Annotated in this window: 26 protein-coding genes, 1 tRNA gene and 1 riboswitch; of the genes, 9 read left to right on the top strand and 18 right to left on the bottom strand. The window is 70.8% G+C overall.

The features are described from left to right. Window positions 1-31: 31 nt before the first annotated feature. The 4 genes from IE242_RS23550 to IE242_RS23535 all read right to left on the bottom strand — a co-directional run bounded on the left by IE242_RS23550 (window position 32) and on the right by IE242_RS23535 (window position 3,890). Window positions 32-964 (bottom strand): DUF1707 domain-containing protein, encoded by a 933-nt coding sequence (locus IE242_RS23550; protein ID WP_189862436.1) that lies wholly within the window; start codon window positions 962-964, stop codon window positions 32-34. A gap of 32 nt (window positions 965-996) precedes the next feature. Beyond that, window positions 997-2,112: an ABC transporter ATP-binding protein gene (locus IE242_RS23545; RefSeq protein WP_229859337.1), complete on the bottom strand. Its 1,116-nt coding sequence runs from the start codon at window positions 2,110-2,112 to the stop codon at window positions 997-999. Between the two features lie 31 nt (window positions 2,113-2,143). Continuing rightward, entirely contained in the window at window positions 2,144-3,004 is an 861-nt protein-coding gene (locus tag IE242_RS23540; protein WP_229859366.1) for an ABC transporter permease, read from the bottom strand. Between the two features lie 85 nt (window positions 3,005-3,089). Beyond that, window positions 3,090-3,890, bottom strand: coding sequence for an ABC transporter permease (locus IE242_RS23535; RefSeq protein WP_189862431.1), 801 nt, complete (start codon window positions 3,888-3,890; stop codon window positions 3,090-3,092). A 1,202-nt stretch (window positions 3,891-5,092) separates the two neighbouring features. Here IE242_RS23535 and IE242_RS23530 point away from each other — a divergent pair. Next, complete coding sequence (locus tag IE242_RS23530; RefSeq protein ID WP_229859364.1) at window positions 5,093-7,768, top strand: transglycosylase domain-containing protein; 2,676 nt, start codon at window positions 5,093-5,095, stop codon at window positions 7,766-7,768. 141 nt (window positions 7,769-7,909) lie between these two features. On the opposite strand, the gene bcp is transcribed toward IE242_RS23530, so the two are convergent. Then, window positions 7,910-8,377 carry a thioredoxin-dependent thiol peroxidase gene (gene bcp, locus IE242_RS23525; RefSeq protein WP_189862429.1) on the bottom strand — a complete coding sequence of 156 codons (468 nt, stop codon included), beginning with the start codon at window positions 8,375-8,377 and terminating at the stop codon, window positions 7,910-7,912. 132 nt (window positions 8,378-8,509) lie between these two features. Between bcp and IE242_RS23520 the strand changes: the two genes are divergently transcribed. The 4 genes from IE242_RS23520 to IE242_RS23505 all read left to right on the top strand — a co-directional run bounded on the left by IE242_RS23520 (window position 8,510) and on the right by IE242_RS23505 (window position 9,941). Then, the gene (locus IE242_RS23520; RefSeq protein ID WP_189862427.1) at window positions 8,510-8,839 is read left to right on the top strand and encodes a DUF3618 domain-containing protein; all 330 of its coding nucleotides are present in this window, start codon (window positions 8,510-8,512) and stop codon (window positions 8,837-8,839) included. Between the two features lie 46 nt (window positions 8,840-8,885). Then, window positions 8,886-9,230: a GroES family chaperonin gene (locus IE242_RS23515; protein WP_189862425.1), complete on the top strand. Its 345-nt coding sequence runs from the start codon at window positions 8,886-8,888 to the stop codon at window positions 9,228-9,230. 107 nt (window positions 9,231-9,337) lie between these two features. Beyond that, a riboswitch (guanidine-III (ykkC-III) riboswitch) is annotated at window positions 9,338-9,404 on the top strand. Window positions 9,405-9,443: 39 nt separating this feature from the next. Continuing rightward, window positions 9,444-9,764, top strand: a complete 321-nt coding sequence (locus IE242_RS23510; RefSeq protein WP_189862423.1) for a DMT family transporter — start codon at window positions 9,444-9,446, stop codon at window positions 9,762-9,764. Between the two features lie 92 nt (window positions 9,765-9,856). After that, window positions 9,857-9,941: transfer RNA gene (locus IE242_RS23505), tRNA-Leu, on the top strand. 54 nt (window positions 9,942-9,995) lie between these two features. On the opposite strand, the gene rdgB is transcribed toward IE242_RS23505, so the two are convergent. From rdgB to IE242_RS23485, 4 genes are all read right to left on the bottom strand, one after another. After that, entirely contained in the window at window positions 9,996-10,598 is a 603-nt protein-coding gene (gene rdgB, locus IE242_RS23500) for an RdgB/HAM1 family non-canonical purine NTP pyrophosphatase (RefSeq protein WP_189862421.1), read from the bottom strand. Between the two features lie 59 nt (window positions 10,599-10,657). Continuing rightward, window positions 10,658-11,056: a hypothetical protein gene (locus tag IE242_RS23495; RefSeq protein WP_189862419.1), complete on the bottom strand. Its 399-nt coding sequence runs from the start codon at window positions 11,054-11,056 to the stop codon at window positions 10,658-10,660. Window positions 11,057-11,231: 175 nt separating this feature from the next. Next, window positions 11,232-11,969, bottom strand: a complete 738-nt coding sequence (rph, locus tag IE242_RS23490) for a ribonuclease PH (RefSeq protein ID WP_189862417.1) — start codon at window positions 11,967-11,969, stop codon at window positions 11,232-11,234. A 92-nt stretch (window positions 11,970-12,061) separates the two neighbouring features. Next, window positions 12,062-12,310 (bottom strand): PTS sugar transporter subunit IIB, encoded by a 249-nt coding sequence (locus IE242_RS23485; protein ID WP_268249485.1) that lies wholly within the window; start codon window positions 12,308-12,310, stop codon window positions 12,062-12,064. A gap of 242 nt (window positions 12,311-12,552) precedes the next feature. Between IE242_RS23485 and IE242_RS23480 the strand changes: the two genes are divergently transcribed. After that, window positions 12,553-13,803 carry a PTS transporter subunit EIIC gene (locus IE242_RS23480; RefSeq protein WP_189862415.1) on the top strand — a complete coding sequence of 417 codons (1,251 nt, stop codon included), beginning with the start codon at window positions 12,553-12,555 and terminating at the stop codon, window positions 13,801-13,803. A gap of 197 nt (window positions 13,804-14,000) precedes the next feature. Here IE242_RS23480 and IE242_RS23475 read toward each other — a convergent pair whose 3' ends face one another. Then, window positions 14,001-14,753, bottom strand: coding sequence for an MBL fold metallo-hydrolase (locus IE242_RS23475; RefSeq protein WP_189862413.1), 753 nt, complete (start codon window positions 14,751-14,753; stop codon window positions 14,001-14,003). 275 nt (window positions 14,754-15,028) lie between these two features. Here IE242_RS23475 and IE242_RS23470 point away from each other — a divergent pair, with 275 nt between their 5' ends. Then, a complete protein-coding gene (locus tag IE242_RS23470; protein WP_189862411.1) occupies window positions 15,029-15,571 on the top strand; it encodes a putative type II toxin-antitoxin system PemK/MazF family toxin in 543 nt (180 codons plus the stop codon). 106 nt (window positions 15,572-15,677) lie between these two features. Here IE242_RS23470 and IE242_RS23465 read toward each other — a convergent pair whose 3' ends face one another. The 7 genes from IE242_RS23465 to clpS form a co-directional block, all read right to left on the bottom strand. Beyond that, window positions 15,678-16,628: a PLP-dependent cysteine synthase family protein gene (locus tag IE242_RS23465; protein ID WP_189862409.1), complete on the bottom strand. Its 951-nt coding sequence runs from the start codon at window positions 16,626-16,628 to the stop codon at window positions 15,678-15,680. 17 nt (window positions 16,629-16,645) lie between these two features. Next, window positions 16,646-16,924: a MoaD/ThiS family protein gene (locus tag IE242_RS23460; RefSeq protein ID WP_189862407.1), complete on the bottom strand. Its 279-nt coding sequence runs from the start codon at window positions 16,922-16,924 to the stop codon at window positions 16,646-16,648. Window positions 16,925-17,087: 163 nt separating this feature from the next. Next, window positions 17,088-17,183, bottom strand: a complete 96-nt coding sequence (locus IE242_RS39265) for a putative leader peptide (RefSeq protein ID WP_373299571.1) — start codon at window positions 17,181-17,183, stop codon at window positions 17,088-17,090. A gap of 109 nt (window positions 17,184-17,292) precedes the next feature. Beyond that, on the bottom strand, window positions 17,293-17,715 hold the full coding sequence (locus tag IE242_RS23455; RefSeq protein WP_189862406.1) for a M67 family metallopeptidase: 423 nt from the start codon (window positions 17,713-17,715) through the stop codon (window positions 17,293-17,295). Window positions 17,716-17,816: 101 nt separating this feature from the next. Next, on the bottom strand, window positions 17,817-19,268 hold the full coding sequence (locus IE242_RS23450; protein ID WP_189862404.1) for an amino acid permease: 1,452 nt from the start codon (window positions 19,266-19,268) through the stop codon (window positions 17,817-17,819). Between the two features lie 338 nt (window positions 19,269-19,606). Then, window positions 19,607-20,212: a DUF2017 domain-containing protein gene (locus IE242_RS23445; protein ID WP_189862402.1), complete on the bottom strand. Its 606-nt coding sequence runs from the start codon at window positions 20,210-20,212 to the stop codon at window positions 19,607-19,609. A 67-nt stretch (window positions 20,213-20,279) separates the two neighbouring features. After that, window positions 20,280-20,597, bottom strand: coding sequence for an ATP-dependent Clp protease adapter ClpS (gene clpS, locus IE242_RS23440; protein ID WP_189862400.1), 318 nt, complete (start codon window positions 20,595-20,597; stop codon window positions 20,280-20,282). 169 nt (window positions 20,598-20,766) lie between these two features. On the opposite strand from clpS, the gene IE242_RS23435 reads away from it, so the two are divergent. Then, window positions 20,767-22,095 carry a nicotinate phosphoribosyltransferase gene (locus IE242_RS23435; protein WP_189862398.1) on the top strand — a complete coding sequence of 443 codons (1,329 nt, stop codon included), beginning with the start codon at window positions 20,767-20,769 and terminating at the stop codon, window positions 22,093-22,095. 273 nt (window positions 22,096-22,368) lie between these two features. Next, window positions 22,369-22,953, top strand: a complete 585-nt coding sequence (locus tag IE242_RS23430; RefSeq protein WP_189862396.1) for a nicotinamidase — start codon at window positions 22,369-22,371, stop codon at window positions 22,951-22,953. A gap of 21 nt (window positions 22,954-22,974) precedes the next feature. Here the strand turns inward: IE242_RS23430 and IE242_RS23425 are convergent, their stop codons facing one another. Further along, window positions 22,975-23,307 (bottom strand): hypothetical protein, encoded by a 333-nt coding sequence (locus IE242_RS23425; RefSeq protein WP_189862394.1) that lies wholly within the window; start codon window positions 23,305-23,307, stop codon window positions 22,975-22,977. Window positions 23,308-23,352: the final 45 nt, after the last annotated feature.

Below are 23,352 nucleotides of genomic sequence, written 5' to 3'. Positions count from 1 at the left end.
GGCAGCGGCAGCGGCAGCGCCGGGGGTATCGCTAGTACTCGCCGTCCCGCCGCCGCTCCCGCTCCTCCCGGCGCGCCTCACGGTGCTCCTCCATGGCCTCCCGGACGGTCTCCATCGCCTCGCGGTGGGCCTCGCGGTGCTGTTTCATGGCCTCGCGGTGGGTCTCCCGGACATCGTGCGCGTGAGCGCGGCTCGACGCGTGCAGTTCCCGGCGGGAGTCGTGGAGTTCCCTGCGCGCGGCCTTGCGTTCCAGCTTCTCCTGGCGGCGGGCCTCCTTCAGACGCTGCCGCTCGGCCTTGGGCAGCTTGCGGATGACGCCGACACCGCCCCAGAACGCGAAGCCGGTGATGACCACGCGCGGCGCGCCGGGCTCGCCCCGGACGCCCTCCTCACTGTGGTCGAAGCCGCCCATGATGCCCAGGCCGCGCACGACGACCTCGACACCGGGCGGGACGATCACGCTCATGCCGCCCATGACGGCCACGCAGTTGATGACGACCTCGCGCTCGGTGAAGTCCGCGTCGCGCAGATCGATGGTGCCGCCGCCCCAGAACGCGAAGCAGTTGAAGCGCGGCGGCACGATCCAGCGCCCCTTGCGCTCGAACCCCGACAGCACCGCGATGCCCCAGGTGGAGGAGCCCTCGCCCCCGACGACCCGGGCCGCCCAACTCCCGGCCGGCGCCGGCTCCTTGACCATCGACACCGGCGGCGGAGCCACCGCGCCCGGGCCCGGCAGATCACGGGTGATCGGGGTCAGCTCCCCGTAGGTACGGGCCTTGTACGTGGCGTCCAGGCGCTCCTCGAACTCCTCCATGTCGAGACGGCCCTCGGCCAGGGCGTCCCGCAACTGCTCGGCGACCCGTTCACGATCGGCGTCGGAGGCCCGTAGACCGTCCGGGGTCCGCGGGCCTTCCGAGGCGTACGGGCCTTCGGAGGACCGGAGTTCGGGGAGTTCGTCACTCATGGGACCAGCCTACGAGCAAGCGGCGCACCGGGCTACGAAACCATCCCCCCTGGCCGGCCCGCCCGGTCCGCGGTCGCCTTCCGGCGGTCCGCGGACATCTCCCGGCGGTCTGCGGACGTCTCCCGACCGCCTACGGACGTCTGCCGACCATCTACGGACGTCTGCCGACCGCCTACGGACGTCTCCCGACGGTCCGCGTACATCTTCGCGATCACCGTCTCGATGTCCGGTTCCCGTACGGACAGATCCACCAGGGGGTACGCCTCCGCGATCCGCGCCACCAGCGGGGCCGCCGACTCCGACGCCGGGAACGCCAGCCACTGCCGCGGCCCCTCCACCTTCACCACGCGCGCGGGCGCCACCTCGACCGGGGGCAGCTCCCGCTCCAGGTCCACCACCAGCGTCCGCTCGCTCTCGCCCGCCTCGTGCAGCCCGGCGAGCGGGCCGTCGTACATCAGGCGCCCGTGGTCGATGACCATGACCCGCCGGCAGACCTGCTCGATGTCCTGGAGGTCGTGCGTGGTGAGCAGCACGGTCGTGCCGCGCTCGGCGTTCAGGTCCCGCAGGAACTCCCGGACCCTCGCCTTGCTGATCACGTCCAGGCCGATGGTCGGCTCGTCCAGGTACAGCACGTCGGGGTCGTGCAGCAGCGCCGCCGCGATGTCGCCGCGCATCCGCTGGCCGAGGGAGAGCTGCCGTACGGGCACGTCCAGCAGGCCGCCCAGATCCAGCAGCTCGACGCAGCGGTCGAGGTTCTCGCGGTAACGGGCGTCAGGGATGCGGTACATGCGGTGCATCAGCCGGTACGAGTCGATCAGCGGCAGATCCCACCACAGGGTCGTCCGCTGGCCGAAGACGACGCCGATACGGTGCGCGAGCCGCGTACGCTCACGGGTGGGGTCGATGCCCGCGACACGCAGTCGGCCGCCGCTCGGGGTCAGGATGCCGGTGAGCATCTTGATGGTGGTGGACTTGCCGGCGCCGTTCGGGCCGATGTAGCCGACCATCTCGCCGCGCGCCACGGTGCAGGAGATCGAGTCGACGGCCCGCACCTCGCGCCGCTCACTGCGCAGGAACCCGGTCTTCCTGCGGACCTGGAAGACCTTCTCGACCCGGTCGAGCCGGATGAAGTCGCTCTCCACGTGCACGTGCCCTCAGCTCCCCTGACGTCCCGAATTCCTAGCTTCCCGTGCTCCGGTACGAACGCAGTCCCGCACGCCAGGCCAGACCCGCCAGCGCGCAGCAGCCCGCTCCCACCAGCGGCGACGCGAACGCCGCCCACACCGGCAGGTCGAGCGGATAGGGCCGCCCCAGCACGTACAGCGCGGGCAGCCAGTTGACGAAGGCGAGCGGCAGCACGAAGGTCACCCCGCGCAGCAGCTCCTGGGCGAACACGGTCGGCGGGTACTGCAGGAGGGTGTTGCCGCCGTCGGTGAAGGCGTGCTGCACCTCGGAGGCGTCCTGCGCCACGAACTGGAAGGCGCCGGCCGCCACGAACAGCGCCCCGAAGATCAGGCCACCGCTCAGCAGCGCCAGCGGCACCACCAGGACCTTGAGCGGGGTCCACTCGATGTCGAGCACGGCGACGGCGTACCCGAGGACCAGCAGTCCCTGCACGACCCGGCCGAGCCTGCGCAGCGCGAACCGGTCCGCGGCGACCTGTGCGAGCACGGGCGCGGGCCGCACCAGCAGCGTGTCCAGCGTGCCGTCGCGCACCCGCCGCCCGAGCCGGTCCATGGAACCGACCGTCACGTCGACGAGCCCGAAGGAGGTGCTGGTGAGGCCGTACAGGAAGGCGACCTCGGGCAGCGCGTAGCCGCCCAGTTCGTCGACCTGCGAGAACATCAGCATGATCGCGACGAAGTCGAGCACGGTGCCGGCGAAGTTGCCGAACGTCGTCATCGCGAAGGAGAGCCGGTAGGCCATGGTGGACCGGATCCACATCGCGGCGATCATCCGATAAGCGCGCAGCCCGTCACGCAGACGCCGGTACGGGCCGTACCGCGCGTACGGGTCATACGGGTCATACGGGCCATACAGGTGATACTGGCGATGCGAGCCATGCGGGCGATGCTGGTGATGCGAGTCACACGTGCCATACGGGGTGTGCCGGCTGTACGGGGAGCTATCCACCCTGGATCACCACCTTCCGTGTCGCCGCCGTCTGCAGCAGCCGTCCCGCCGCCAGCAGCACCATCGCCCACGCACCCTGGAAGGCGAACGTGCCCAGCGGGTCGGCCTCCCCCAGCAGGACGTCCGCGGGCTTCTGGAGCAGCGCCGACCACGGCAGCAGCCGCGCGATCTCGCCCAGCGCACCAGGGAACACGTTCAGCGGGAGCAGCATCCCGGAGAAGAAGATCCCGCACAGCCCCGCGAGCTGCGCCGCGCCCATGCCGTCCATGAGCCAGAACGCCCACAGCGCGACCAGATAGCGGATCGCGAAGCCGACGACGAGGCCGAGGAGGACCGCGCCCAGGAACACGAGCCAGACCAAGGCTTCGCCCGGGAGGGCCAGTTCGAAGAACAGCGCCCCGAACACCAGCGGCACCACACCTCGCCCCAGCAGCTGGAACGCGGCCCGCCCCAGCTCTCCGGCCAGCCACCACAGCTGGAGGTCGACGGGCCGGTACAGGTCGACGGCGACGTCACCGGTGCGGATCCGCTCGACCAGCTCGTTCTCGAAGCCACCGCCCAGGATGGACATCACGGCCAACAGCGCCTGGGCGACCCACACATAGGTGAGTGCCTGCGCCTGGTCGTAACCACCGAGATGAGGCTTCTCGTCCCAGAGGGCGATGTAGGTGTATGCAAGGATGAGCCCGAAGACGGTGTTGGTGAACACCCCTGCCGCGGTGGCCGCCCGATACGTCGCGTACCGCCTGAAGCCACCGGCGGCGACGGCGGCGTACAACCGCCCTGTCCCCACGAGGAACCTCCAACCGCCGCGAAGAGTTGTGCCGAGAGTCCCGAAAGTGCCGAGGGCGCCGAAAAGTCCGCCTCGCGGCCGGTTCGGGCCGAAGCGCAGGAGCCTAGTGCGCGGACGGAGGGACGTGCCACGTCTTTTTATGGACGCGGACGCGACACGTACCGGGATTCGGCGCAACGGTTCGGGCGGTGCAGCAGTCTTCAGGTGGGGGCGCAGAAGGCGTACGGCGACGTACGGCCACGTAGGACGCGAAACAGGAGCACGGCAGCTTGAAGAGCGACGAGCCGCAGCCGCAGCGGAAGAGCGAGGGCTGGGCACCCAGGGAACCCGAGCCGACCGCTCGACGCGCGGCCCCGGACCACGGCCCCGCCGAGGCCGCCGAGGCCACGGGGGGCGGCCCTGCCAAGGCCCCGGGCGAGCCGGGACCCGGCACCCCGGCCGGCCCCGGGCCCGGCACCTCGGCCGACAGCCGGGACTCCGGCTCGGACGGAGTCCGGGGCAGCAGCCAGGGTGACGACTCGGGCAGGGCCCGGGGCGATGAGCCGCACAGCGCCCGAGGCGATGAGCCGCGCAGGGCCCAGGACCCCGGCTCCGGGAGGAGACCGGGGCACGACTCGGGCAGGGCCACGGAGGGTGACTCGGGCGCGCTCCGGGACGGTCACCCGGACGGTGCTGGGCGAAGCGGGCCCACCAGGGCTGCGGGCGACGGATCCGGAAAGACCGCGGCAGGCGACCGGGAGAGCGCGGCCCGCACACCGGGCATGCGCCCGGACGAGGAGCCCACGAACACCCGCGGCACCGCCCACACCGGCCGCCCCGGCAAAGCCCCGGCCGGCGGTCCCGGCACGAACCCGACCGGCGGCCCCGGCACCAATCCGGCCACAAGCTCCACAGGCTCCGGCGCGAACCCGGTCCGTGGATCCGGTAGGCCCCGTTCCGGAGCTCCGGGCAGCGCCGCGGGCACCGGGGCCGGCCCGGGCGGCGCCAAGGGCTCGGCTGCGCGGAACACGGCGGGCACGCGCCCCGGCTCGGCCACGGGCAGCGGCGCCGCCCCGAGCGGTGGCCCCGCCAAGGGGGACGCACCCGGCAAGGTCCCCGGCCCCGCCAAGGCGGACCGTTCGGGGGCAGCCTCCGGCGGGGCGGCAGCGGCCTCCGGGGGCTCGGACAGCACCTCGACCGCACGAGGGGGCGACGGCGCGGACGTGGACACCCCCACGACCGTCCTCGCCGCCATCTCCTCCGACTCCGACTCCGGCTCCACCGACAGTGGCAGCGGCAGCGGCAGCGATCAGCCGGACACCCCGACCACCGTCCTCGCTGCCGTTTCCCCCGGCCCCGCCCCGGGCGACGGCGACGGCGACCGCAACCGCAACCGCAACCGCAACCAGCAAGACACCCCCACCACGGTCCTCGCCGCCGTCTCCCCCACCAAGACCCCAGCCGGTGCTCCAGCCGGTGCCCCCGCTGCCGGCGGCCCCACCGCCGGCAGCCCCGCCGACGGCACCCCACCCACCGACACCCCCGGCAAGAAACCCAAGAAACCCAAGGAATCCAAGCGCTCCAAGCGCACCGGCTGGCGCCGTCTGCTGCCCACCTGGCGCATGGTCCTCGGCGGGTTCCTGTTCGTCGCCCTGCTGCTGATCGGCGGGCTCGTGCTCGGGTACAACCTCGTGCAGATCCCCGCGGCGAACACGGCCGCGACCAAGCAGAGCAATGTGTACCTGTACGCGGACGGCAGCCAGCTCGCCCGCGACGGCGAGGTCAACCGCGAGAACGTGACGCTCGCCCAGATCTCCAAGGACGCCCAGCACGCGGTGCTGGCCGCCGAGGACCGGGACTTCTACTCGGAGTCGGCCGTCGACCCCAAGGCCATGATCCGCGCGGCCTGGAACACCGCGACCGGCAAGGGCAAGCAGTCCGGCTCGACGATCACCCAGCAGTACGTCAAGAACTACTACCTGGGCCAGGAGCAGACGGTCACCCGCAAGGCCAAGGAGTTCTTCATCTCGATCAAGCTGGACCGGGAGAAGAGCAAGGACGAGATCCTCGAGGGCTACCTCAACACCAGCTTCTTCGGCCGCAACGCGTACGGCATCCAGGCCGCCGCCCAGGCCTACTACGGCGTCGACGCCGACGAGCTGACGGCAGCCCAGGGCGCGTACCTCGCGTCCCTGCTGAACGCCCCCAGCATGTACGACGTGATCGCGCACCCGGAGGGCAAGGACGCCGCCGTGGCGCGCTGGAACTACGTCCTCGACGGCATGGTCAAGGAGGGCTGGCTCCCGCAGTCGGAGCGGGCGGGGATGAAGTTCCCGACGCCGAAGCAGACCGTCGTGTCGACCGGTATGTCCGGCCAGCGCGGCTACCTGGTCGAGGCCGTGAAGCAGTACCTGGACGAGAGCGGCATCGTCGACGAGGACACCCTCCGGACCGGCGGCTACCGCATCACGACCACCCTGGAGAAGGACAAGCAGGACGCCTTCATCGAGGCGGTCGACGACCAGGTCATGGACAAGCTCGACAAGGAGAACCGCAAGGTCGACAACTACGTCCGCGTCGGCGGCGTCTCCATCGACCCCAAGACCGGCAAGGTCGTCGCCATGTACGGCGGCATCGACTTCACGAAGCAGTACTACAACAACGCCACGCGCCGGGACTACCAGGTCGGTTCGACGTTCAAGCCGTTCGTGTTCACCTCGGCGGTCGAGAACGGCTCCCACACCCAGAGCGGCCAGACGATCACCCCGAACACGGTCTACGACGGCACCAGCCAGCGTCCCGTCCAGGGCTGGAGCGGGGGCCTCTACAACCCCGAGAACGAGGACCACGTCGACTACGGCAACATCACCGTCCGCCAGGCCACGGACAAGTCCGTGAACAGCGTGTACGCGCAGATGGCGGTCGACGTCGGCTCGGACGAGGTCGAGCAGACCGCGATCGACCTCGGTCTGCCGAAGGACACCCCGGACATGGAGCCGTACCCGTCCATCGCGCTCGGCACCGCCACCGCGAGCGTGCTGGACATGGCGGAGGCGTACGCGACCCTCGCCAACCACGGCAAGCACGGCCAGTACACCCTCGTCGCGGAGATCACCAAGAACGGTGAGGAGATCGAGCTCCCCGGACAGAACACCCGGCAGGCCGTGACCCGCGAGGCCGCCGACACGACGACGTCCGTGCTGCGGTCGGTCGTCGAGGGCGGTACGGCCACGGCGGCCCAGGCGGCGGGCCGCCCGGCGGCCGGCAAGACGGGTACCGCGGAGGAGGACAAGGCGGCCTGGTTCGCGGGCTACACGCCCGACCTCGCCACCGTGGTCGCCGTCATGGGCCAGGACCCGGACACCGGGGTGCAGCAGCCGCTGTACGGCGCGCTGGGCCAGGCCCGCATCAACGGCGGTGGCCCGCCCGCGCAGATCTGGGCCCAGTTCACGAAGGCGGCCCTGGAGGGCGAGCCCGTGCAGCAGTTCGACCTGGAGCTCCAGGACGGCGCGGACGTGATCCAGGCTCCGCCCTCCGCGTCCGCCGGCACGCCGAGCGAGCCCGGCACCGAGGACACCGGCGGCACCACCGACGGCGGGACCACCGGCAGCCAGACGCCCGGCGGGAGCACCGACGGGCAGAACGGCGGCACCCCGGGCACGGACGCCGGCACGTCCGCCGGCACCCCGGGCGCGGGCGGCAACCCGGGCACCGGCGACAGCACCTCCGGCGTGGGAGACGCCCCGGGCACCGGCGACAGCTCCGGCGTGGGCGGCGTTCCGGGCACCGGCGACAGCTCCGGCGGCGACGGGACCACGGAGGGCGGCGGCGTGCCCGGTACCGGGGACACGGCGGGCACGACAGCGGGCGCGTTCATGCGGATGCCCGAATGGGACTGACGCCCGGCAGGCACTGACCCACTCCGACCGCACAGCGAACGGCCCGCACCGGATCACCCGGTGCGGGCCGTTCACATAGCAGCCGGGACCGCGAAGGCCTCAGATTTCCGACCTCGGAGCCCCGGCCTCGGAGCCCCGGCCTCAGATCCCCAGATCCTTGATGATCTTCGCCACGTGCCCGGTGGCCTTCACGTTGTACAGCGCGCGCTCCACCTTGCCCTCCTCGTCCACGACGACCGTGGACCGGATGACACCGGTGACGACCTTCCCGTACAGCTTCTTCTCGCCAAAGGCGCCGTACGCCTCCAGGACCGCCTTCTCCGGGTCCGCGAGCAGCGTGACCTTGAGGTTCTCCGCCTCGCGGAACTTGGCGAGCTTCTCCGGCTTGTCCGGGGAGATGCCGATCACGTCGTACCCGGCGCCCGCCAGGACGTCCAGGTTGTCGGTGAAGTCGCAGGCCTGCTTGGTGCAGCCCGGGGTCAGCGCGGCCGGGTAGAAGTAGACGATCACCTTGCGGCCCTTGTAGCCGGCCAGCGAGACCTCGTTGCCGTCGGCGTCCGGCAGGGTGAAGGCGGGGGCGGTGTCGCCGGGCTGGAGTCGCTCGCTCACGGTCTGGTCTCCTCGTACGTGCGGAAAGGTGCCGTCCCTGAGCGTAATCGGGGTACCTGACAGTGCGGCGCCGCACAGAGCTGACAAACTGTGCGTCAACAGGCTTCGACGACGGACCACGGAGGCAGCGCGGTGGCGGACGCACCGGACACCAGAACCCCTGCTCAGATCGAGGCGGACATCAGGCGGCGCCGCGAGAAGCTGGCCGAGACGCTCGACGAGATCGGCGTCCGGGTCCACCCGAAGACCATCGTCGGCGACGCCAAGGCCAAGGTCGCCGCCAACATCGACCACACGCTCGGACGCGCCTACGTCGGGGTCAACCGGGCGGTGACGGACTTCAAGGGCCAGCTGGTGGGCGAGGACGGCGCACCCCGTCTCGAGCGCATCGTGCCCGTCGCCCTGGTCGTCGTCGGAGTCGTCGGGCTGCTCGCCCTCGGCACCCGGCGCCGCAAAGGCTGACCCTCCCGCGTACTGCATCTCACGGGAAGGCAGGTAAATTCAGGGCGTGAGCGAGAAGACCCACCACGACGACAAGCTGCCCATCCGGATGCTGCACGACCGCGTGCTCGTACGGCAGGACACCGCCGAGGGCGAGCGGCGCTCCGGCGGGGGCATCCTCATCCCGGCGACGGCGGCCGTCGGCCGGCGCCTCGCCTGGGCCGAGGTCGTCGCGGTCGGCCAGAACGTCCGTACGGTGGAGCCCGGCGACCGCGTGCTCTTCGACCCCGAGGACCGCGCGGAGGTCGAGGTGCGGGGCACGGCCTACGTCCTGATGCGCGAGCGCGACCTGCACGCGGTGGCGGCGGACCGCTTCGAGGGCTCGGAGGACTCGACGGGCCTGTACCTGTAGGCAGCCCCTGTAGGCAGCCTCCGGGAACAGTACGCGCAGCACCTGTACATCACAGCCGACAGAGGCCGGTGACCATGGTCACCGGCCTCTTGCCTGCTGCGCGCCCCACTTTGCTACGGTGGAACCACCCCGACGAGACGCGCCGTACCGGGACACAGGAAAAGACGACGCACCCCACGAGAAGCCCTTTTCACTGTTTCCCGGAGGTGCCCCATGGCCTGGGTCCTGCTGATCATCGCCGGTCTGCTCGAAGTCGGCTGGTCGATCGGAATGAAGTACACCGAAGGCTTCACCCGCCTCTGGCCGAGCCTCGCCACCGGCGCGGGCATCGTCGCCAGCATGCTCCTGCTCTCCTACGCCGCCCGCACCCTGCCCATCGGCACGGCGTACGGCGTCTGGGTCGGCATCGGCGCGGCCGGCGCGGCCGTCCTCGGCATGGTCGTCCTCGGCGAACCGGCCACCGCGGCCCGCATCTTCTTCGTGTGTCTGCTGGTGGTGGCGGTGGTGGGCCTGAAGCTGACGTCAGGTCACTGACGGTGACCGCTGGTCACCGACTTGGCGTAACCACGAACCCGCAGGGGAGGCCCCAACCGACGAACGACTCCCGGTACGATGACAGGCGGCTAGCGGCGGTGGCGCAACTGGTTGACGCAGCGGCCTTAGGAGCCGTGGCCCTTGACGGGCTTGAGGGTTCGAATCCCTTCCGCCGCACCGCAGCGGCCTGCGCGTCGAAGGATCGATGCGCAGGCCGCTTCGTGTAGCGACTCAGCCCAGCAGCTCCCGCACCACCGGCACCAACGCCCGGAACGCCTGCCCCCGATGACTGATCGCGTTCTTCTCCTCGGGGCTCAGTTCCGCGCACGTGCGCGTGTCGCCCTCGACCTGGAGGATCGGGTCGTAGCCGAAGCCGTTCGTGCCGGCGGGGGCGTGGCGCAGGGTGCCCGGCAGCTGTCCCTCCACCACCCGCTCCGTGCCGTCCGGCAGGGCGAGGGCCGCCGCGCAGGCGAAGTGGGCCGAGCGGTGTTCGTCGGCGATGTCCGACAGCTGGGCGAGGAGCAGGTCCAGATTCGCCTTGTCGTCGCCGTGGCGGCCGGCCCAGCGGGCGGAGAAGATGCCGGGGGCGCCGCCGAGGACGTCCACGCAGAGGCCGGAGTCGTCGGCGACGGCCGGGAGGCCGGTGGCCTGGGCCAGGGCGTGGGCCTTCAGCAGGGCGTTCTCGGCGAAGGTGACGCCGGTCTCCTTGACGTCGGGTACGTCGGGGAAGGCGTCCGCGCCGACGAGGTCGTGGGTGATGCCTGCGTCGGCGAGGATGGCCTGGAGTTCGGTGAGCTTTCCGGCGTTGCGGGTGGCGAGGATCAGGCGGGTCATGCCCCCAGTATCCCGGGCGTCACGGCAGGCCCCGCCCCGCCCTCGCCGCACGCTTCGCGTTACGGCGTGCAGACCTTCGTCAGTTCGCCTGCCGCGTCCGTGATCGGGCTGACGTCCGGGGTCGCGTCGCCCTTCTCGACGGACTCGCGGACGTTGGTCACGGCCTGCTGGAGGTCGTCGACGGCCTTGTTGACGTCGGCGTTGTCGGTCTTGTCGCCGAGCTCGTCGAGGTTCTTGTCGATGGAGTTCAGCGACTCCTCGAGCTGGGTCGGGTCGTTCGACGCGGCCTCGACGGCCTGCTGGAGCTCGTTGACGCTGGTGGCGACGGCATCGGCGGTCTGGACGCAGTCCAGGGCCTTGTCGACGGCGTCGCAGCCCGTGGCGAAGCCGGCCGTGAGCGCGGCTGCGGCTACCACTGCGGCGATGGTCGTACGGCGTCGGCGACGGCTCGCGGCCATGTGAACTGTCCTCCTGGGCTCTCCGGCCCGCACGGCCCCCGTGCGGTGCGCTCAGCACTGTGCTGTGCGGTTGTGTGGCCGGGCGTGCGGCGGTGTTCCGCACGCCCGTACCGGTAGGGACGCCGGGCGGTGCGCCGCGGTTGCTCGCGACGCCCGCCCTTTCTTGGTGCGTCCTTTACCTTTCGAGGACCGCGTCGAGCGCCTTGCGCTGTACGGCGGCCAGCTCGTCGCATCCGGCCACGGCCAGGTCGAGCAGCGCGTTGAGCTCCTCGCGGGCGAACGGCTCGGCCTCGGCGGTCCCCTGGACCTCGACGAAGCGGCCGTCGCCGGTGCAGACGACGTTCATGTCGGTCTCGGCCCGGACGTCCTCCTCGTAGCAGAGGTCGAGCAGCGGCACGCCGCCCACGATGCCGACGGAGACCGCGCTGACCGTGCCGGTCAGCGGCTGGCGGTTCGCCTTGATGAGCTTCTTGCCCTGGGCCCAGGCGACCGCGTCGGCCAGGGCCACGTACGCGCCGGTGATGGCCGCGGTACGGGTGCCGCCGTCGGCCTGGAGCACGTCGCAGTCGAGGACGACGGTGTTCTCGCCGAGGGCCTTGTAGTCGATGACGGCGCGCAGGGAGCGGCCGATGAGGCGGGAGATCTCGTGGGTGCGGCCGCCGATCCTGCCGCGGACGGACTCGCGGTCGCCGCGGGTGTTGGTGGCGCGCGGCAGCATGGCGTACTCGGCGGTGACCCAGCCCTCGCCGCTGCCCTTGCGCCAGCGGGGGACGCCTTCCGTGACGGAGGCGGTGCAGAGGACCTTCGTGTCACCGAAGGAAACGAGGACGGAGCCCTCGGCGTGCTTGCTCCAGCCGCGTTCGATGGTGACGGGGCGGAGCTGATCGGGCGTACGGCCGTCGATTCGAGACATGGCGCCGAGCCTATCCGTACATGTGGAAGGGGCCCCTCCCACGACGGGAAGGACCCCCGGCAGGGTGTCCGCTCCGGTTGCCCGGCGGCGGCTCACATCATGTCTTCGATCTCCGCGGCGATCGGGTCCGCGTCCGTGCCGATGACGACCTGGATCGCCGTGCCCATCTTGACGACGCCGTGGGCGCCGGCGGCCTTCAGCGCGGCGTCGTCGACCTTGGCGGGGTCCACGACCTCGGTGCGCAGGCGGGTGATGCAGCCCTCGACCTCTTCGATGTTGTCGATTCCGCCGAGCCCGGCGACGATCTTCTCAGCCTTGGTGGCCATGTCTTTCTCCCTGATCCGCCTGATCCGCACCGCTTGGTGACGCTTGACGCTTGACGCTAGATCGTACGCCAGCTGGTCTACACCACGTGACGGCCGGCCGCCAATCCACGCACGACGGCCCGACGGCGGCGACGGCTACGGTTCGTACCGGGCCGGTCGCGGAAGCGCGGGTTCCGATCTGGCTTCCCTCGTGCTAGAACAGGTCGACACCAGAGGTCTACACCACTGCTGATGTAGGCCGGCACGATGGAGGACGTATGAGCACCGCCACCACCGGGGCGGCTCCCGCGAAGAAGCGGGGATCCGGACTGTTCCAGGGGCTGCAGAAGGTCGGCCGCAGTTTGCAGCTCCCGATCGCCGTTCTGCCGGCGGCGGGCATCATGGTCCGGCTCGGACAGGATGACATCTTCGGCAAGGACGGCCTCGGCTGGGACCGGGTCGCCGCCGTGTTCAACAACGCGGGCGGTGCGCTGACCGGATCGCTGCCGATCCTGTTCTGCATCGGCGTGGCGATCGGCTTCGCCAAGAAGGCCGACGGCTCCACCGCGCTGGCCGCGGTGGTCGGCTTCCTCGTCTACAGCAAGGTCCTGCAGGCCTTCCCGGTCACCGAGGCGGTGGTCAAGAAGGGTGAGGACGTCGCCGCGACGTACAACGACCCCGGCGTGCTGGGCGGCATCATCATGGGTCTGCTCGCCGCCGTGCTGTGGCAGCGGTTCCACCGCACCAAGCTGGTGGACTGGCTCGGCTTCTTCAACGGGCGCCGCCTGGTGCCGATCATCATGGCGTTCGTCGGCATCGTCGTGGGTGTCTTCTTCGGCCTGGTCTGGGAGCCCATCGGCACCGGCATCTCGAACTTCGGCGAGTGGATGACCGGCCTCGGCTCGGGCGGCGCGGCCCTGTTCGGCGCCGTGAACCGGGCGCTGATCCCGATCGGCATGCACCAGTTCGTCAACACCGTGGCCTGGTTCCAGCTCGGCGACTTCACGAACGCCGCCGGCGACGTGGTGCACGGCGACATCACCCGGTTCCTGGCCGGTGACCCGTCGGCCGGTCTGTTCCAGTCCGGGTTCTTCCCGATCATGATGTTCGGTCTGCCGGCCGCGGCGCTGGCCATCGCGCACACCGCCCGCCCGGAGCGCCGCAAGGCCGTCACCGGCATGATGGTCTCGCTGGCCCTGACCTCGTTCGTCACCGGTGTCACCGAGCCGATCGAGTTCTCGTTCATGTTCATCGCGCCGCTCCTGTACGTGCTGCACGCGCTGCTGACCGCCGTGTCGATGGCGGTGACGTGGGGCCTGGGCGTGCACGCCGGCTTCAACTTCTCGGCCGGTGCCATCGACTACGCGCTCAACTGGCATCTGGCGACCAAGCCATGGCTGATCATCCCGATCGGCCTGGTCTTCGCGGCGATCTACTACGTCGTCTTCCGCTTCGCCATCGTCAAGTTCGACCTCAAGACCCCGGGCCGCGAGCCCGAGGAAGAGGTCGAGGACCTCACCAAGGCGTAAGCAGGTGAGCACCAAGGCGTGAGCGCCGGCACGTACGGCAGCTCACATGAAAGGCCCCCGGGACCAGGACAGGTGGTACCGGGGGCTTTCCAGCGTACGCGGACCCGGGCCCCGAGCGACAGCGGGGATCCGTGGGAGACACGTCACGGGACACGTGACGGGACACGTGACGAGACGCCTGCCTAATTGCGCGGCGGTCAGATCTCGTACGACGTCCGCGGCGCCGCCAGCTCCACCGGACCGTCGTACACGGCACGCGCGTCCGCGAGGTTGACCTGGGGGTCCGTCCACGGCGGGATGTGGGTGAGGACGAGGCGGCGGGCTCCGGCGCGGGCGGCCGTCTCGCCGGCCTCCCGGCCGTTGAGGTGGAGGTCCGGGATGTTCTCCTTGCCGTCCGTGAACGCGGCCTCGCACAGGAACAGGTCGGCGTCGCGGGCGAGTTCGTCCAGTGCCTCGGTGGTGCCCGTGTCCCCGGAGTACGTCAGGGTGCGGCCGCCGTGCTCGACGCGGATGCCGTACGCCTCCACGGGGTGGGCGACCCGTTCGGTGTGCACGGTGAAGGGGCCCACGTCGAAGGTGCCCGGCTTGACCGTGTGGAAGTCGAAGACCTCGCTCATGGAGGAGGCGGACGGGGTGTCGGCGTACGCGGTGGTCAGGCGCTGCTCGGTGCCCTCGGGACCGTAGACCGGTATGGGGGCGCAGCGGCCGCCGTCGTGCCGGTAGTAGCGCGCGACGAAGTACGCGCACATGTCGATGCAGTGATCGGCGTGCAGATGACTGAGGAAGATCGCGTCGAGGTCGTAGAGACCGCAGTGGCGCTGCAGCTCGCCGAGGGCGCCGTTGCCCATGTCGAGAAGCAGCCGGAAGCCGTCGGCCTCGACGAGGTAACTCGAGCAGGCCGATTCCGCGGACGGGAACGACCCCGAGCAGCCGACGACGGTGAGCTTCATGGAGCTGGAACCTCCGCGCTGGCAGATTGGCGACGGGAACGGGGGGTCGAGAAAGGGGGTCGTGCGGTCCGTCGAGCGTAAGGCGCAAAAGGACGGGTGGCTCCTCCGGCAGGGGCCGTTGTGGGCGAACTCACCTGTGGTGTCACCGGTTCGGCTGGAAGTGGGGCGCGAAAGGTCGGGAGGGGCGCGCGAAGAGCGCGAACGGCGTGCTGGAGGGCGTTGAGGGTGAGGTCACGGCAGGGCGCGGTGCGGAGTGCGCCGGTACCGTCGTGCGTATGGACACGTCCTGGTGGCCGGCGCTCGCGGCGGTGGTGCTGCTCGCCCTGGTCGCGACGCTGGTGGACGGCTGGGGCCGGCGGGGACGCCGCCCGGCCGGGCGGGCGCGTCGTACAGCGCGGCCGGCACGGCCTCAGGAGCCGGACGGCACGCCGGTGCGGGCCGGGGAACGGCCACGGCCGCGGCCCGCGGAGATCTGGTGGGCGCGGGTGCCGCACGACGACGGACCGGACGGGCCTGCCGAGCCTGACGGGCCGGACGCGCCGGGCGGTCCGGAGGCCGGGGACCGGCTGTGTGACCGGCCGTGTCTGGTGCTGTCCGTGCGCGGCGACCGGGCGCGGGTCGCCCGGATCACCATGAAGTTCCGCGAGGAGCGGGCGGGGGTGATCCCGCTGCCGCCGGGTTCCGTGGGCGACGCCCGCGGGCGCACCAGCTTCCTGGAGACGGACGAGCCTCGGGACGTCCCAGTACGGGACCTCCGGCGGCGGGTGGGTGTCGCGGATCCACTGGTGTGGGACCAGGTACGGCATCTGGCGGGCTGAGGAGGTCCGACGAGCTGGTGGCCAGGGAACCGTCACGCCCCTGACCACACTTGGCCGTCACTTCGTGGTCGTTATTTCATGGTCGTCCCCCTGGCCCGCGCCGCGGCTACGCCCAGAGCTGGCCGTGCAGCGTCTCGATCGCCTCTTCCGTCGTGGCCGCCGTGTAGACGCCCGTCGAGAGGTACTTCCAGCCGCCGTCGGCCACGACGAACACGATGTCGGCGGTCTCGCCCGCCTTCACGGCCTTGTTGCCCACGCCGATCGCGGCGTGCAGGGCCGCGCCGGTGGAGACGCCCGCGAAGATGCCCTCCTGCTGGAGCAGCTCGCGGGTACGGGTCACCGCGTCGGCCGAGCCGACCGAGAAGCGGGTGGTGAGGACGGAGGCGTCGTACAGCTCGGGGACGAAGCCCTCGTCGAGGTTGCGCAGGCCGTAGACCAGGTCGTCGTAGCGCGGCTCGGCGGCGACGATCTTCACGTCCGGCTTCTGCTCGCGCAGGTAGCGGCCCACGCCCATGAGAGTGCCGGTGGTGCCGAGGCCCGCGACGAAGTGGGTGACGGACGGGAGGTCGGCGAGGATCTCCGGGCCCGTGGTGGCGTAGTGGGCACCCGCGTTGTCCGGGTTGCCGTACTGGTAGAGCATCACCCAGTCGGGGTGCTCTGCGGCCAGTTCCTTGGCGACCCGTACGGCGGTGTTGGAGCCGCCCGCGGCCGGGGAGGAGATGATCTCCGCGCCCCACATGCCGAGCAGGTCGCGGCGCTCCTGCGAGGTGTTCTCGGGCATCACGCACACCATGCGGTAGCCCTTGAGCTTGGCCGCCATGGCCAGCGAGATGCCGGTGTTGCCGGAGGTGGGCTCCAGGATGGTGCAGCCCGGGGTCAGACGGCCGTCCTTCTCCGCCTGCTCGATCATGTGCAGGGCGGGGCGGTCCTTGACCGAACCCGTCGGGTTGCGGTCCTCGAGCTTGGCCCAGATACGGACGTCGGCGGACGGCGAGAGCCGCGGCAGGCACACCAGAGGGGTGTTGCCCACCGCGGCCAGCGGGGAGTCGTAGCGCATGGGGATCCGCGCGCCGATCAGGCCATGCCGCCGGCGACGGCCGGCAGGATCGTCACGTTGTCGCCGTCCGACAGCTTGGTGTTGATGCCGTCGAGAAAACGGACGTCCTCGTCGTTCAGGTACACGTTGACGAAGCGGCGGAGCTGGCCCCCGTCGACGATGCGGGCCTCGATACCGGAGTGCCGGCTCTCGAGGTCGGCGAAGAGCTCGGCGAGGGTGTCTCCCGTACCCTCCACCGCCTTCTCGCCGCCGGTGTACTGGCGGAGGATGGTCGGGATGCGGACCTCGATGGCCATGGTTGCGGGCTCCTGTCGAAAAGGGTCAGGGTCGGCTGTCGGCTCCCCGCTCGCCGCTCGGCGGGCCGAGTGCTCGAGGGGGAGGGCGCGCGCGGCGCCGGGCGTGTGCGGTGCACGGTGCGGGACGCCGCGGCTCACGGCCGTACGGCGGCAGGGACCGGCGTCAACAGATGGCGCTGGCGAGCCTGCACAGGTCGACGTGCAGCCGCGCCACGAGCAGCGTGCCCGGCGTCGTTTCGCTCACGTCGTGGAGAACCATGCGGTCATCGTAACGATTCCCGGTCCGGGTTCCGGAATGTGATCTCGCATAGTGGATGCACCGTGACCGAACTGCGGGATCGACAGGTGACCGGCGGTGCGTTCGGCGCTCAGTACGCCTCCACCACCTGCACCTCTTCCTCCGTGACCTCGCCGTCCACGATGCGGTACGAGCGGAACTGGAAGTCGCCGAGTCCGTCGGTGTCCGCGGTCGAGACGAGGACGTAGTGGGCGCCCGGCTCGTTGGCGTAGCTGATGTCCGTGCGGGAGGGGTAGGCCTCGGTGGCCGTGTGGGAGTGGTAGATCACGACGGGTTCCTCGTCGCGGTCGTCCATCTCGCGGTAGAGCTTGAGCAGGTCGCCGGAGTCGAACTCGTAGAACGTGGGCGAGCGGGCGGCGTTGAGCATGGGGATGAAGCGCTCGGGGCGGTCCGTGCCCGCGGGTCCCGCGACGACGCCGCACGCCTCGTCGGGGTGATCCTTGCGCGCGTGCTCGACGATCCGGTCGACGAGGTCCTGGGTGATGGTCAGCATGTCGGCCAGGATAAGCAGAGGAGCGGCCCCGTACCGAGGAGTGGTACGGGGCCGTCCGTATGCCGGACCGCCGGGAGCCGTGGGGCTCGCCGGGAACGGGGTCAGCCGGTCTTTTCGAGGCTCGCCTCGCGCCGCGTGGTGACCTCCGGGTTGCGCGACTTCAGCGCGAACCAGCCGACCGCCAGCGCGGCCGCCCAGCCCGCCATCACGTACAGGCAGATCCGGGCGTCGGCGTCAATCCCGATCATGACGGTGACGCCCAGCAGGAAGACGATGGCGATCCAGCTGCACACCGAGCCGCCCGGGGCCGGGAAGGAGGAGGCGGGCAGCCGGCCCGCGACGACCGCGCGGCGGTACAGGACATGGCTGATCAGGATCATCAGCCAGGTCCAGATGCCGGCGGCGGTGGCCACCGAGGTGACGTAGCCGAAGGCCTTCTCCGGCACGATGTAGTTCAGGATCACGCCGATGCCCATGAAGAGCACGGAGACGGTGATGCCGAGGGCGGGCGTCTTCGTGGCGGAGAGCCTGCTGAACACCTTGGGGGCCTCGCCGTTGTCCGCGAGGGTGCGCAGCATGCGGCCCGTGGAGTACATGCCCGAGTTGCAGGACGACAGGGCCGCGGTGAGGACCACGAAGTTGACGATGCCGGCGCCGGCCGGGATGCCGATCTGCGCGAACGCCTCGACGAAGGGGCTCACGCCCGGGGCGAACTCGGTCCACTTCACCACGCAGAGGATGACGGTGAGGGCGCCGACGTAGAACAGGGCGATGCGCCAGGGCAGGGTGTTGATCGCCTTGGGGAGGGTCTTCTCCGGGTTCTCCGACTCACCGGCCGTGACGCCGACCAGCTCGACCGCGAGGTAGGCGAACATGACGCCCTGCAGGGTCATCAGGGACGAGCCGACGCCCGTGGGGAAGATGCCGTCGAAGGCCCACAGGTTGGAGACGGACGCGGTGTCGCCGGCCGCGCTGAAGCCGAAGGTGAGCACGCCGAGGCCGATGACGATCATGCCGAGCAGCGCGGTGACCTTGATCATCGAGAACCAGAACTCGATCTCGCCGAAGAGCTTCACCGAGATCAGGTTGGCCGCGAACAGGACCACCAGGAAGACCAGCGCCGTGACCCACTGCGGGATCTGGGGCCACCAGTAGTTGACGTAGATCGCGGCGGCCGTGAGCTCGGCCATGCCGGTGACGATCCACATCAGCCAGTAGGTCCAGCCGGTGAAGTAGCCGAAGAACGGACCGAGGAACTCCCGCGAGTACTCCGCGAACGAGCCCGAGACCGGACGGTAGAGCAGGAGCTCGCCGAGCGCCCGCATGATGAAGAAGATGATCACGCCCGCGAGGGCGTACATCAGGATGAGGCTGGGACCGGCCTTGGCGATGTTCGCCCCGGCCCCGAGGAACAGGCCGACGCCGATGGCGCCGCCGATCGCGATCATCTGGACCTGACGGCTGTTGAGCCCGCGCTCGTACCCCTCTTCGGGTGCGTCGCCGCCCACGGCCCCGGTGCCGTCGTGAGTCTTACCGACCTGCGCTGAGGTCATGTGTGGTGCGCCTTTCTCCACGCCGACCCGGGCCTTCGGCGGCCGCGGATCGGGTTGCGATCCCCCCGGATGTGCTGGAGTCGTGCCTGGCCGGCGGTCTGCCGGCTCGGTGGCGCACCCGGCGGGACGAGGGTGGTGTCCCGTCGGGCGGTCGTGAAGATTTATCACGCCCGCAACAGTGATGACGGGCACGGTCAGTGGCGCACACCACAGAGAAAAGTGGACAAAGGGCACCGAGGTGGCCATAGCGGGCCATCTCGGTGACAGGATCGTTATTCGGATTTGAGTGTCCGTTGAGCGAACACCAACGGTCCGTCGGTGGACCGCCGGCGGACGCCTCAGGACATCAGCGTCTCGACGAGCGTCTCCTGGAGCCCGCCCAGCCACAGGTACGCCATCACCATCGGCTTGCGCGGGTCCTCGTCCGGCAGCCGGAAGAGGAGGTCGGTGTCCTCCTCGTCGGCGATGTCCAGCCGGGTGCCGATCGCGAGGCGCAGGTCGTTGAGGGTGCCGAGCCACCGCCGGGAGTCCTCCGGCGCCAGCTCCAGGACGGCGCCGCCGTCGGCCGCGGCGTCCAGCCGGTCCAGGGAGCGGATCACCGCGAGGGCGTTCTCGCGCTTGCCGGCCCGCAGGTCGTTCTCGGTGAAGCGGCGGAACTCCGCCGAGTACGCGCGCTGCTCCGCGGCCTCGTCCGGCGAGGCCTCCTCCGCGTCCGGGCCGCCGTAGGCGTCCGGGAGGAGGCGCAGGAGCACGGGGTCCTTGGGCGGTTCGCTCGGACCTTCGGCGAAGAGCTCGGCGAACGGGTCGTCCGGGGACTCTTCGGCGGGACCCGGGCCGATGAGCTCCAGGAGCTGCACGGCCAGCGAGCGGATGATGGAGATCTCGACCTCGTCGAGCGCGACGGCCGCGCCGCCGCCGGAGATCGGTTCGAAGTGTCCTGGCATGGAGTGGATTCGCTGCTTCCGGCCTGCTGGAGGGTGGTGCTCTGTCCGGTCCTGCTGGGGTGGCCCGCTACTTGCGGTCCTGCTGAAGGGTGGCCCACAGACCGTATCCGTGCATGGCCTGTACGTCGCGCTCCATCTCCTCGCGCGTCCCGCTGGAGACCACCGCGCGGCCCTTGTGGTGCACGTCCAGCATGAGCTTGGTGGCCTTGTCCTTGGGGTAGCCGAAGTACGTCTGGAAGACATACGTCACGTAGCTCATGAGATTGACCGGGTCGTTGTGCACGATCGTCACCCACGGCACATCGGGCTCCGGAACGGCGAAGGTCTCCTCCACCGACTCGGTCTGTTCGATCTCTAGGGGTGCGGGCGCCGTCACACGGCCCATGCTGCCACCACAACCGGGTACCCGCACAAACGGACCCCCTAAATCCCAGCGGACCCCATAAATCGTCAGACTGACGAAATCCGAGTACGATCGTCCTACAGGCCGTGTTCCGCCGCACCGGCGGGCGACGGCCGCAGCAGACCGCACCGTCAGAACGAGGAGAGCTTTGGTGGGCGTAGCGGATCTTGGGCTGCCGGTGGACGTGCCCTCGACGGCGCTCTTCACGGACCATTACGAGCTGACGATGCTCCAGGCCGCACTGGCGGCGGGCACCGCCGAGCGGCGCTCGGTGTTCGAGGTGTTCACCCGGCGGCTGCCCGAGGGGCGGCGCTACGGCGTCGTCGCGGGCACGGGACGCGTGCTGGACGCGGTGGAGAACTTCCGCTTCGACACGGACGTGCTCGGCTTCCTGCGCGAGCGCGGCGTCGTGAACGAGCCGACCCTCGAGTGGCTGGCCTCGTACCGCTTCGGCGGCGACGTCTGGGGCTATCCCGAGGGCGAGGTCTACTTCCCGGGCTCGCCGATCCTGCGCGTCGAGGGCAGCTTCGCGGAGTGCGTGCTGCTGGAGACCGTGATCCTGTCGATCCTCAACCACGACTCGGCGATCGCGGCGGCCGCCTCCCGGATGTCGTCGGCCGCCGGGGACCGGCCGCTGATCGAGATGGGCGCCCGGCGCACCCACGAGCTGGCGGCGGTGGCCGCGGCCCGCGCGGCGTACGTCGGCGGTTTCGCGACCACGTCGGACCTCGCGGCCGGCTTCCGCTACAACATCCCGACCGTGGGCACCTCCGCGCACGCCTTCACCCTGCTGCACGACACCGAGCGCGACGCCTTCCAGGCGCAGGTGAGCGTGCTGGGCCAGGGCACCACGCTGCTCGTGGACACCTACGACGTCGCCGAGGCGGTCCGTACGGCGGTGGAGGTCGCCGGGCCGAAGCTGGGCGCCGTCCGGATCGACTCCGGGGACCTGCTGCTGGTCGCGCACCGGGTGCGGCAGCAGCTGGACGAGCTGGGCGCGACGGAGACGAGGATCGTGGTGACGTCCGACCTCGACGAGTACGCGATCGCCTCGCTGCGCGCGGCGCCCGTGGACGCGTACGGGGTGGGCACCCAGCTGGTGACCGGGTCCGGTCATCCGACGGCCTCGATGGTGTACAAGCTGGTCGCCCGTGCCGAGTCGGCGGACCCGCAGGCGCCGCTGGTGCCGGTGGCGAAGAAGTCCAGCGGCGGCAAGACCTCCGTCGGCGGCCGGAAGTGGGCGGCCCGGCGGCTGGACGAGTACGGGGTGGCCGAGGCCGAGGTGATCGGCACCGGGAAGGTGCCGCAGGAGCTGACGGACCGGCTGCTGCAGGTGGAGCTGATAAAGGGCGGCCAGGTCGTCGCCCGCGAACCCCTGGACGTCGTACGGGACCGGCACGCGGCCGCGCGCGCGGGGCTGCCGCTCTCGGCGACACAGCTCTCACGTGGGGAGGCGGTCATTCCGACGGAGTACGTGTGAGCCCACGCCGGTGACGGCGTGCGGGGGCGCACACCGGCCGCCCGGCCCGCGCGGCCGTCCGACCGGTGCTCCCGTACCGCCGTGCAGGAACGGACGGCCGGGGGGAGGGCACCGGCGGCGCGGCCCGCGCACGAACCGGCCGCCGCATGCACCCTTCCCGCCCTGGCCGCAGCATCCCTAGGCTCGGTAGTTCGTGTCGTGTCGCCCGTCCGCGACCCGACGGCCGGGCCCCCGCCCCGCACCATCCCCAGTCTCAGCCGAAGGACACCGACCATGCGCCGCGCCTTGATCGTCGTAGACGTGCAGAACGACTTCTGCGAGGGGGGCAGCCTCGCGGTCACCGGGGGTGCCGACGTGGCCGCCGCGATCACCGAGCTGATCGGCCAGGCGACCGCCGGCTACCGCCATGTCGTGGCCACCCGTGACCGTCATATCGCGCCCGGCGGGCACTTCGCCGACAACCCCGACTACGTCCACTCCTGGCCCGCGCACTGCGTGGCGGGCACCGAGGGCGTGGGCTTCCACCCGAACTTCGCCCCGGCGGTCGCCTCCGGCGCCGTCGACGCCGTCTTCGACAAGGGCGCGTACGCGGCCGCGTACAGCGGCTTCGAGGGCGTCGACGAGAACGGCGAGTCCCTGGCCGACTGGCTGCGCGACCGCGAGGTCGACGAGGTGGACGTGGTGGGCATCGCCACGGACCACTGTGTCCGCGCCACCGCGCTGGACGCCGTACGGGAGGGCTTCCGCACCCAGGTGCTGCTGGACCTGACCGCGGGAGTCGCCGGGGAGACCACCGAACGGGCGCTCGTCGAACTGCAGGAGGCGGGCGTGGAACTCACGGGCAAGCCGGTCGTCTGAGAGCCGCGCGGCACCGCACCGCTACGCCTGTGCCGTGGGCCGTCCCAGGAGTGCCCTGATCGGGTGCCAGAGCTCCAGCACGGTCACCGTGTCCGGGGTGGGGGCCGTGCGCCATATGAGGCCGTCGGGGTGGTGCAGGACGGCGGTGACCTCGTCCGGGGTGGGCGGCGCCGCGTTGCCCCGGAGGTAGACGGCGCGCAGGCCGAGGTTGCGCAGCCGGGTCAGGGCCCGGGCGCGGTTGCGCGCGTGCACCAGCACGCGCACCCCGGCGGAGCCGTCGGCGGCCGGGCTGGGCAGGTTCAGCGCCACCACCACGCTGCCGCTGGGCAGCTTGCAGAAACCTCCTGCGGCCATGCAGTCACTTCCCTGTGCGCACCGGTGTCAATAAGAGCCTCACAG

Origin of the sequence: Streptomyces poonensis, from assembly GCF_014650915.1 — a bacterium.
Taxonomy (GTDB): Bacteria; Actinomycetota; Actinomycetes; order Streptomycetales; family Streptomycetaceae; genus Streptomyces; species Streptomyces poonensis.
This window is presented reverse-complemented; position numbering and strand designations above follow the sequence as displayed.

What these genes read in the sequence shown, in the direction of transcription:
- rdgB (WP_189862421.1), bottom strand. Translation starts at nt 10,598, where the DNA reads ATGACCCGCCTGATCCTCGCCACCCGCAACGCCGGAAAGCTCACCGAA.
- clpS (WP_189862400.1), bottom strand. Translation starts at nt 20,597, where the DNA reads ATGGGCCGTGTGACGGCGCCCGCACCCCTAGAGATCGAACAGACCGAG.
- IE242_RS23480 (WP_189862415.1), top strand. Translation starts at nt 12,553, where the DNA reads ATGAGCACCGCCACCACCGGGGCGGCTCCCGCGAAGAAGCGGGGATCC.
- IE242_RS23455 (WP_189862406.1), bottom strand. Translation starts at nt 17,715, where the DNA reads ATGCTGACCATCACCCAGGACCTCGTCGACCGGATCGTCGAGCACGCG.
- IE242_RS23445 (WP_189862402.1), bottom strand. Translation starts at nt 20,212, where the DNA reads ATGCCAGGACACTTCGAACCGATCTCCGGCGGCGGCGCGGCCGTCGCG.
- rph (WP_189862417.1), bottom strand. Translation starts at nt 11,969, where the DNA reads ATGTCTCGAATCGACGGCCGTACGCCCGATCAGCTCCGCCCCGTCACC.
- IE242_RS39265 (WP_373299571.1), bottom strand. Translation starts at nt 17,183, where the DNA reads ATGGTTCTCCACGACGTGAGCGAAACGACGCCGGGCACGCTGCTCGTG.
- IE242_RS23495 (WP_189862419.1), bottom strand. Translation starts at nt 11,056, where the DNA reads ATGGCCGCGAGCCGTCGCCGACGCCGTACGACCATCGCCGCAGTGGTA.
- IE242_RS23430 (WP_189862396.1), top strand. Translation starts at nt 22,369, where the DNA reads ATGCGCCGCGCCTTGATCGTCGTAGACGTGCAGAACGACTTCTGCGAG.
- IE242_RS23450 (WP_189862404.1), bottom strand. Translation starts at nt 19,268, where the DNA reads ATGACCTCAGCGCAGGTCGGTAAGACTCACGACGGCACCGGGGCCGTG.
- IE242_RS23510 (WP_189862423.1), top strand. Translation starts at nt 9,444, where the DNA reads ATGGCCTGGGTCCTGCTGATCATCGCCGGTCTGCTCGAAGTCGGCTGG.
- IE242_RS23550 (WP_189862436.1), bottom strand. Translation starts at nt 964, where the DNA reads ATGAGTGACGAACTCCCCGAACTCCGGTCCTCCGAAGGCCCGTACGCC.
- IE242_RS23475 (WP_189862413.1), bottom strand. Translation starts at nt 14,753, where the DNA reads ATGAAGCTCACCGTCGTCGGCTGCTCGGGGTCGTTCCCGTCCGCGGAA.
- IE242_RS23460 (WP_189862407.1), bottom strand. Translation starts at nt 16,924, where the DNA reads ATGGCCATCGAGGTCCGCATCCCGACCATCCTCCGCCAGTACACCGGC.
- IE242_RS23425 (WP_189862394.1), bottom strand. Translation starts at nt 23,307, where the DNA reads ATGGCCGCAGGAGGTTTCTGCAAGCTGCCCAGCGGCAGCGTGGTGGTG.
- IE242_RS23465 (WP_189862409.1), bottom strand. Translation starts at nt 16,628, where the DNA reads ATGCGCTACGACTCCCCGCTGGCCGCGGTGGGCAACACCCCTCTGGTG.
- IE242_RS23470 (WP_189862411.1), top strand. Translation starts at nt 15,029, where the DNA reads ATGGACACGTCCTGGTGGCCGGCGCTCGCGGCGGTGGTGCTGCTCGCC.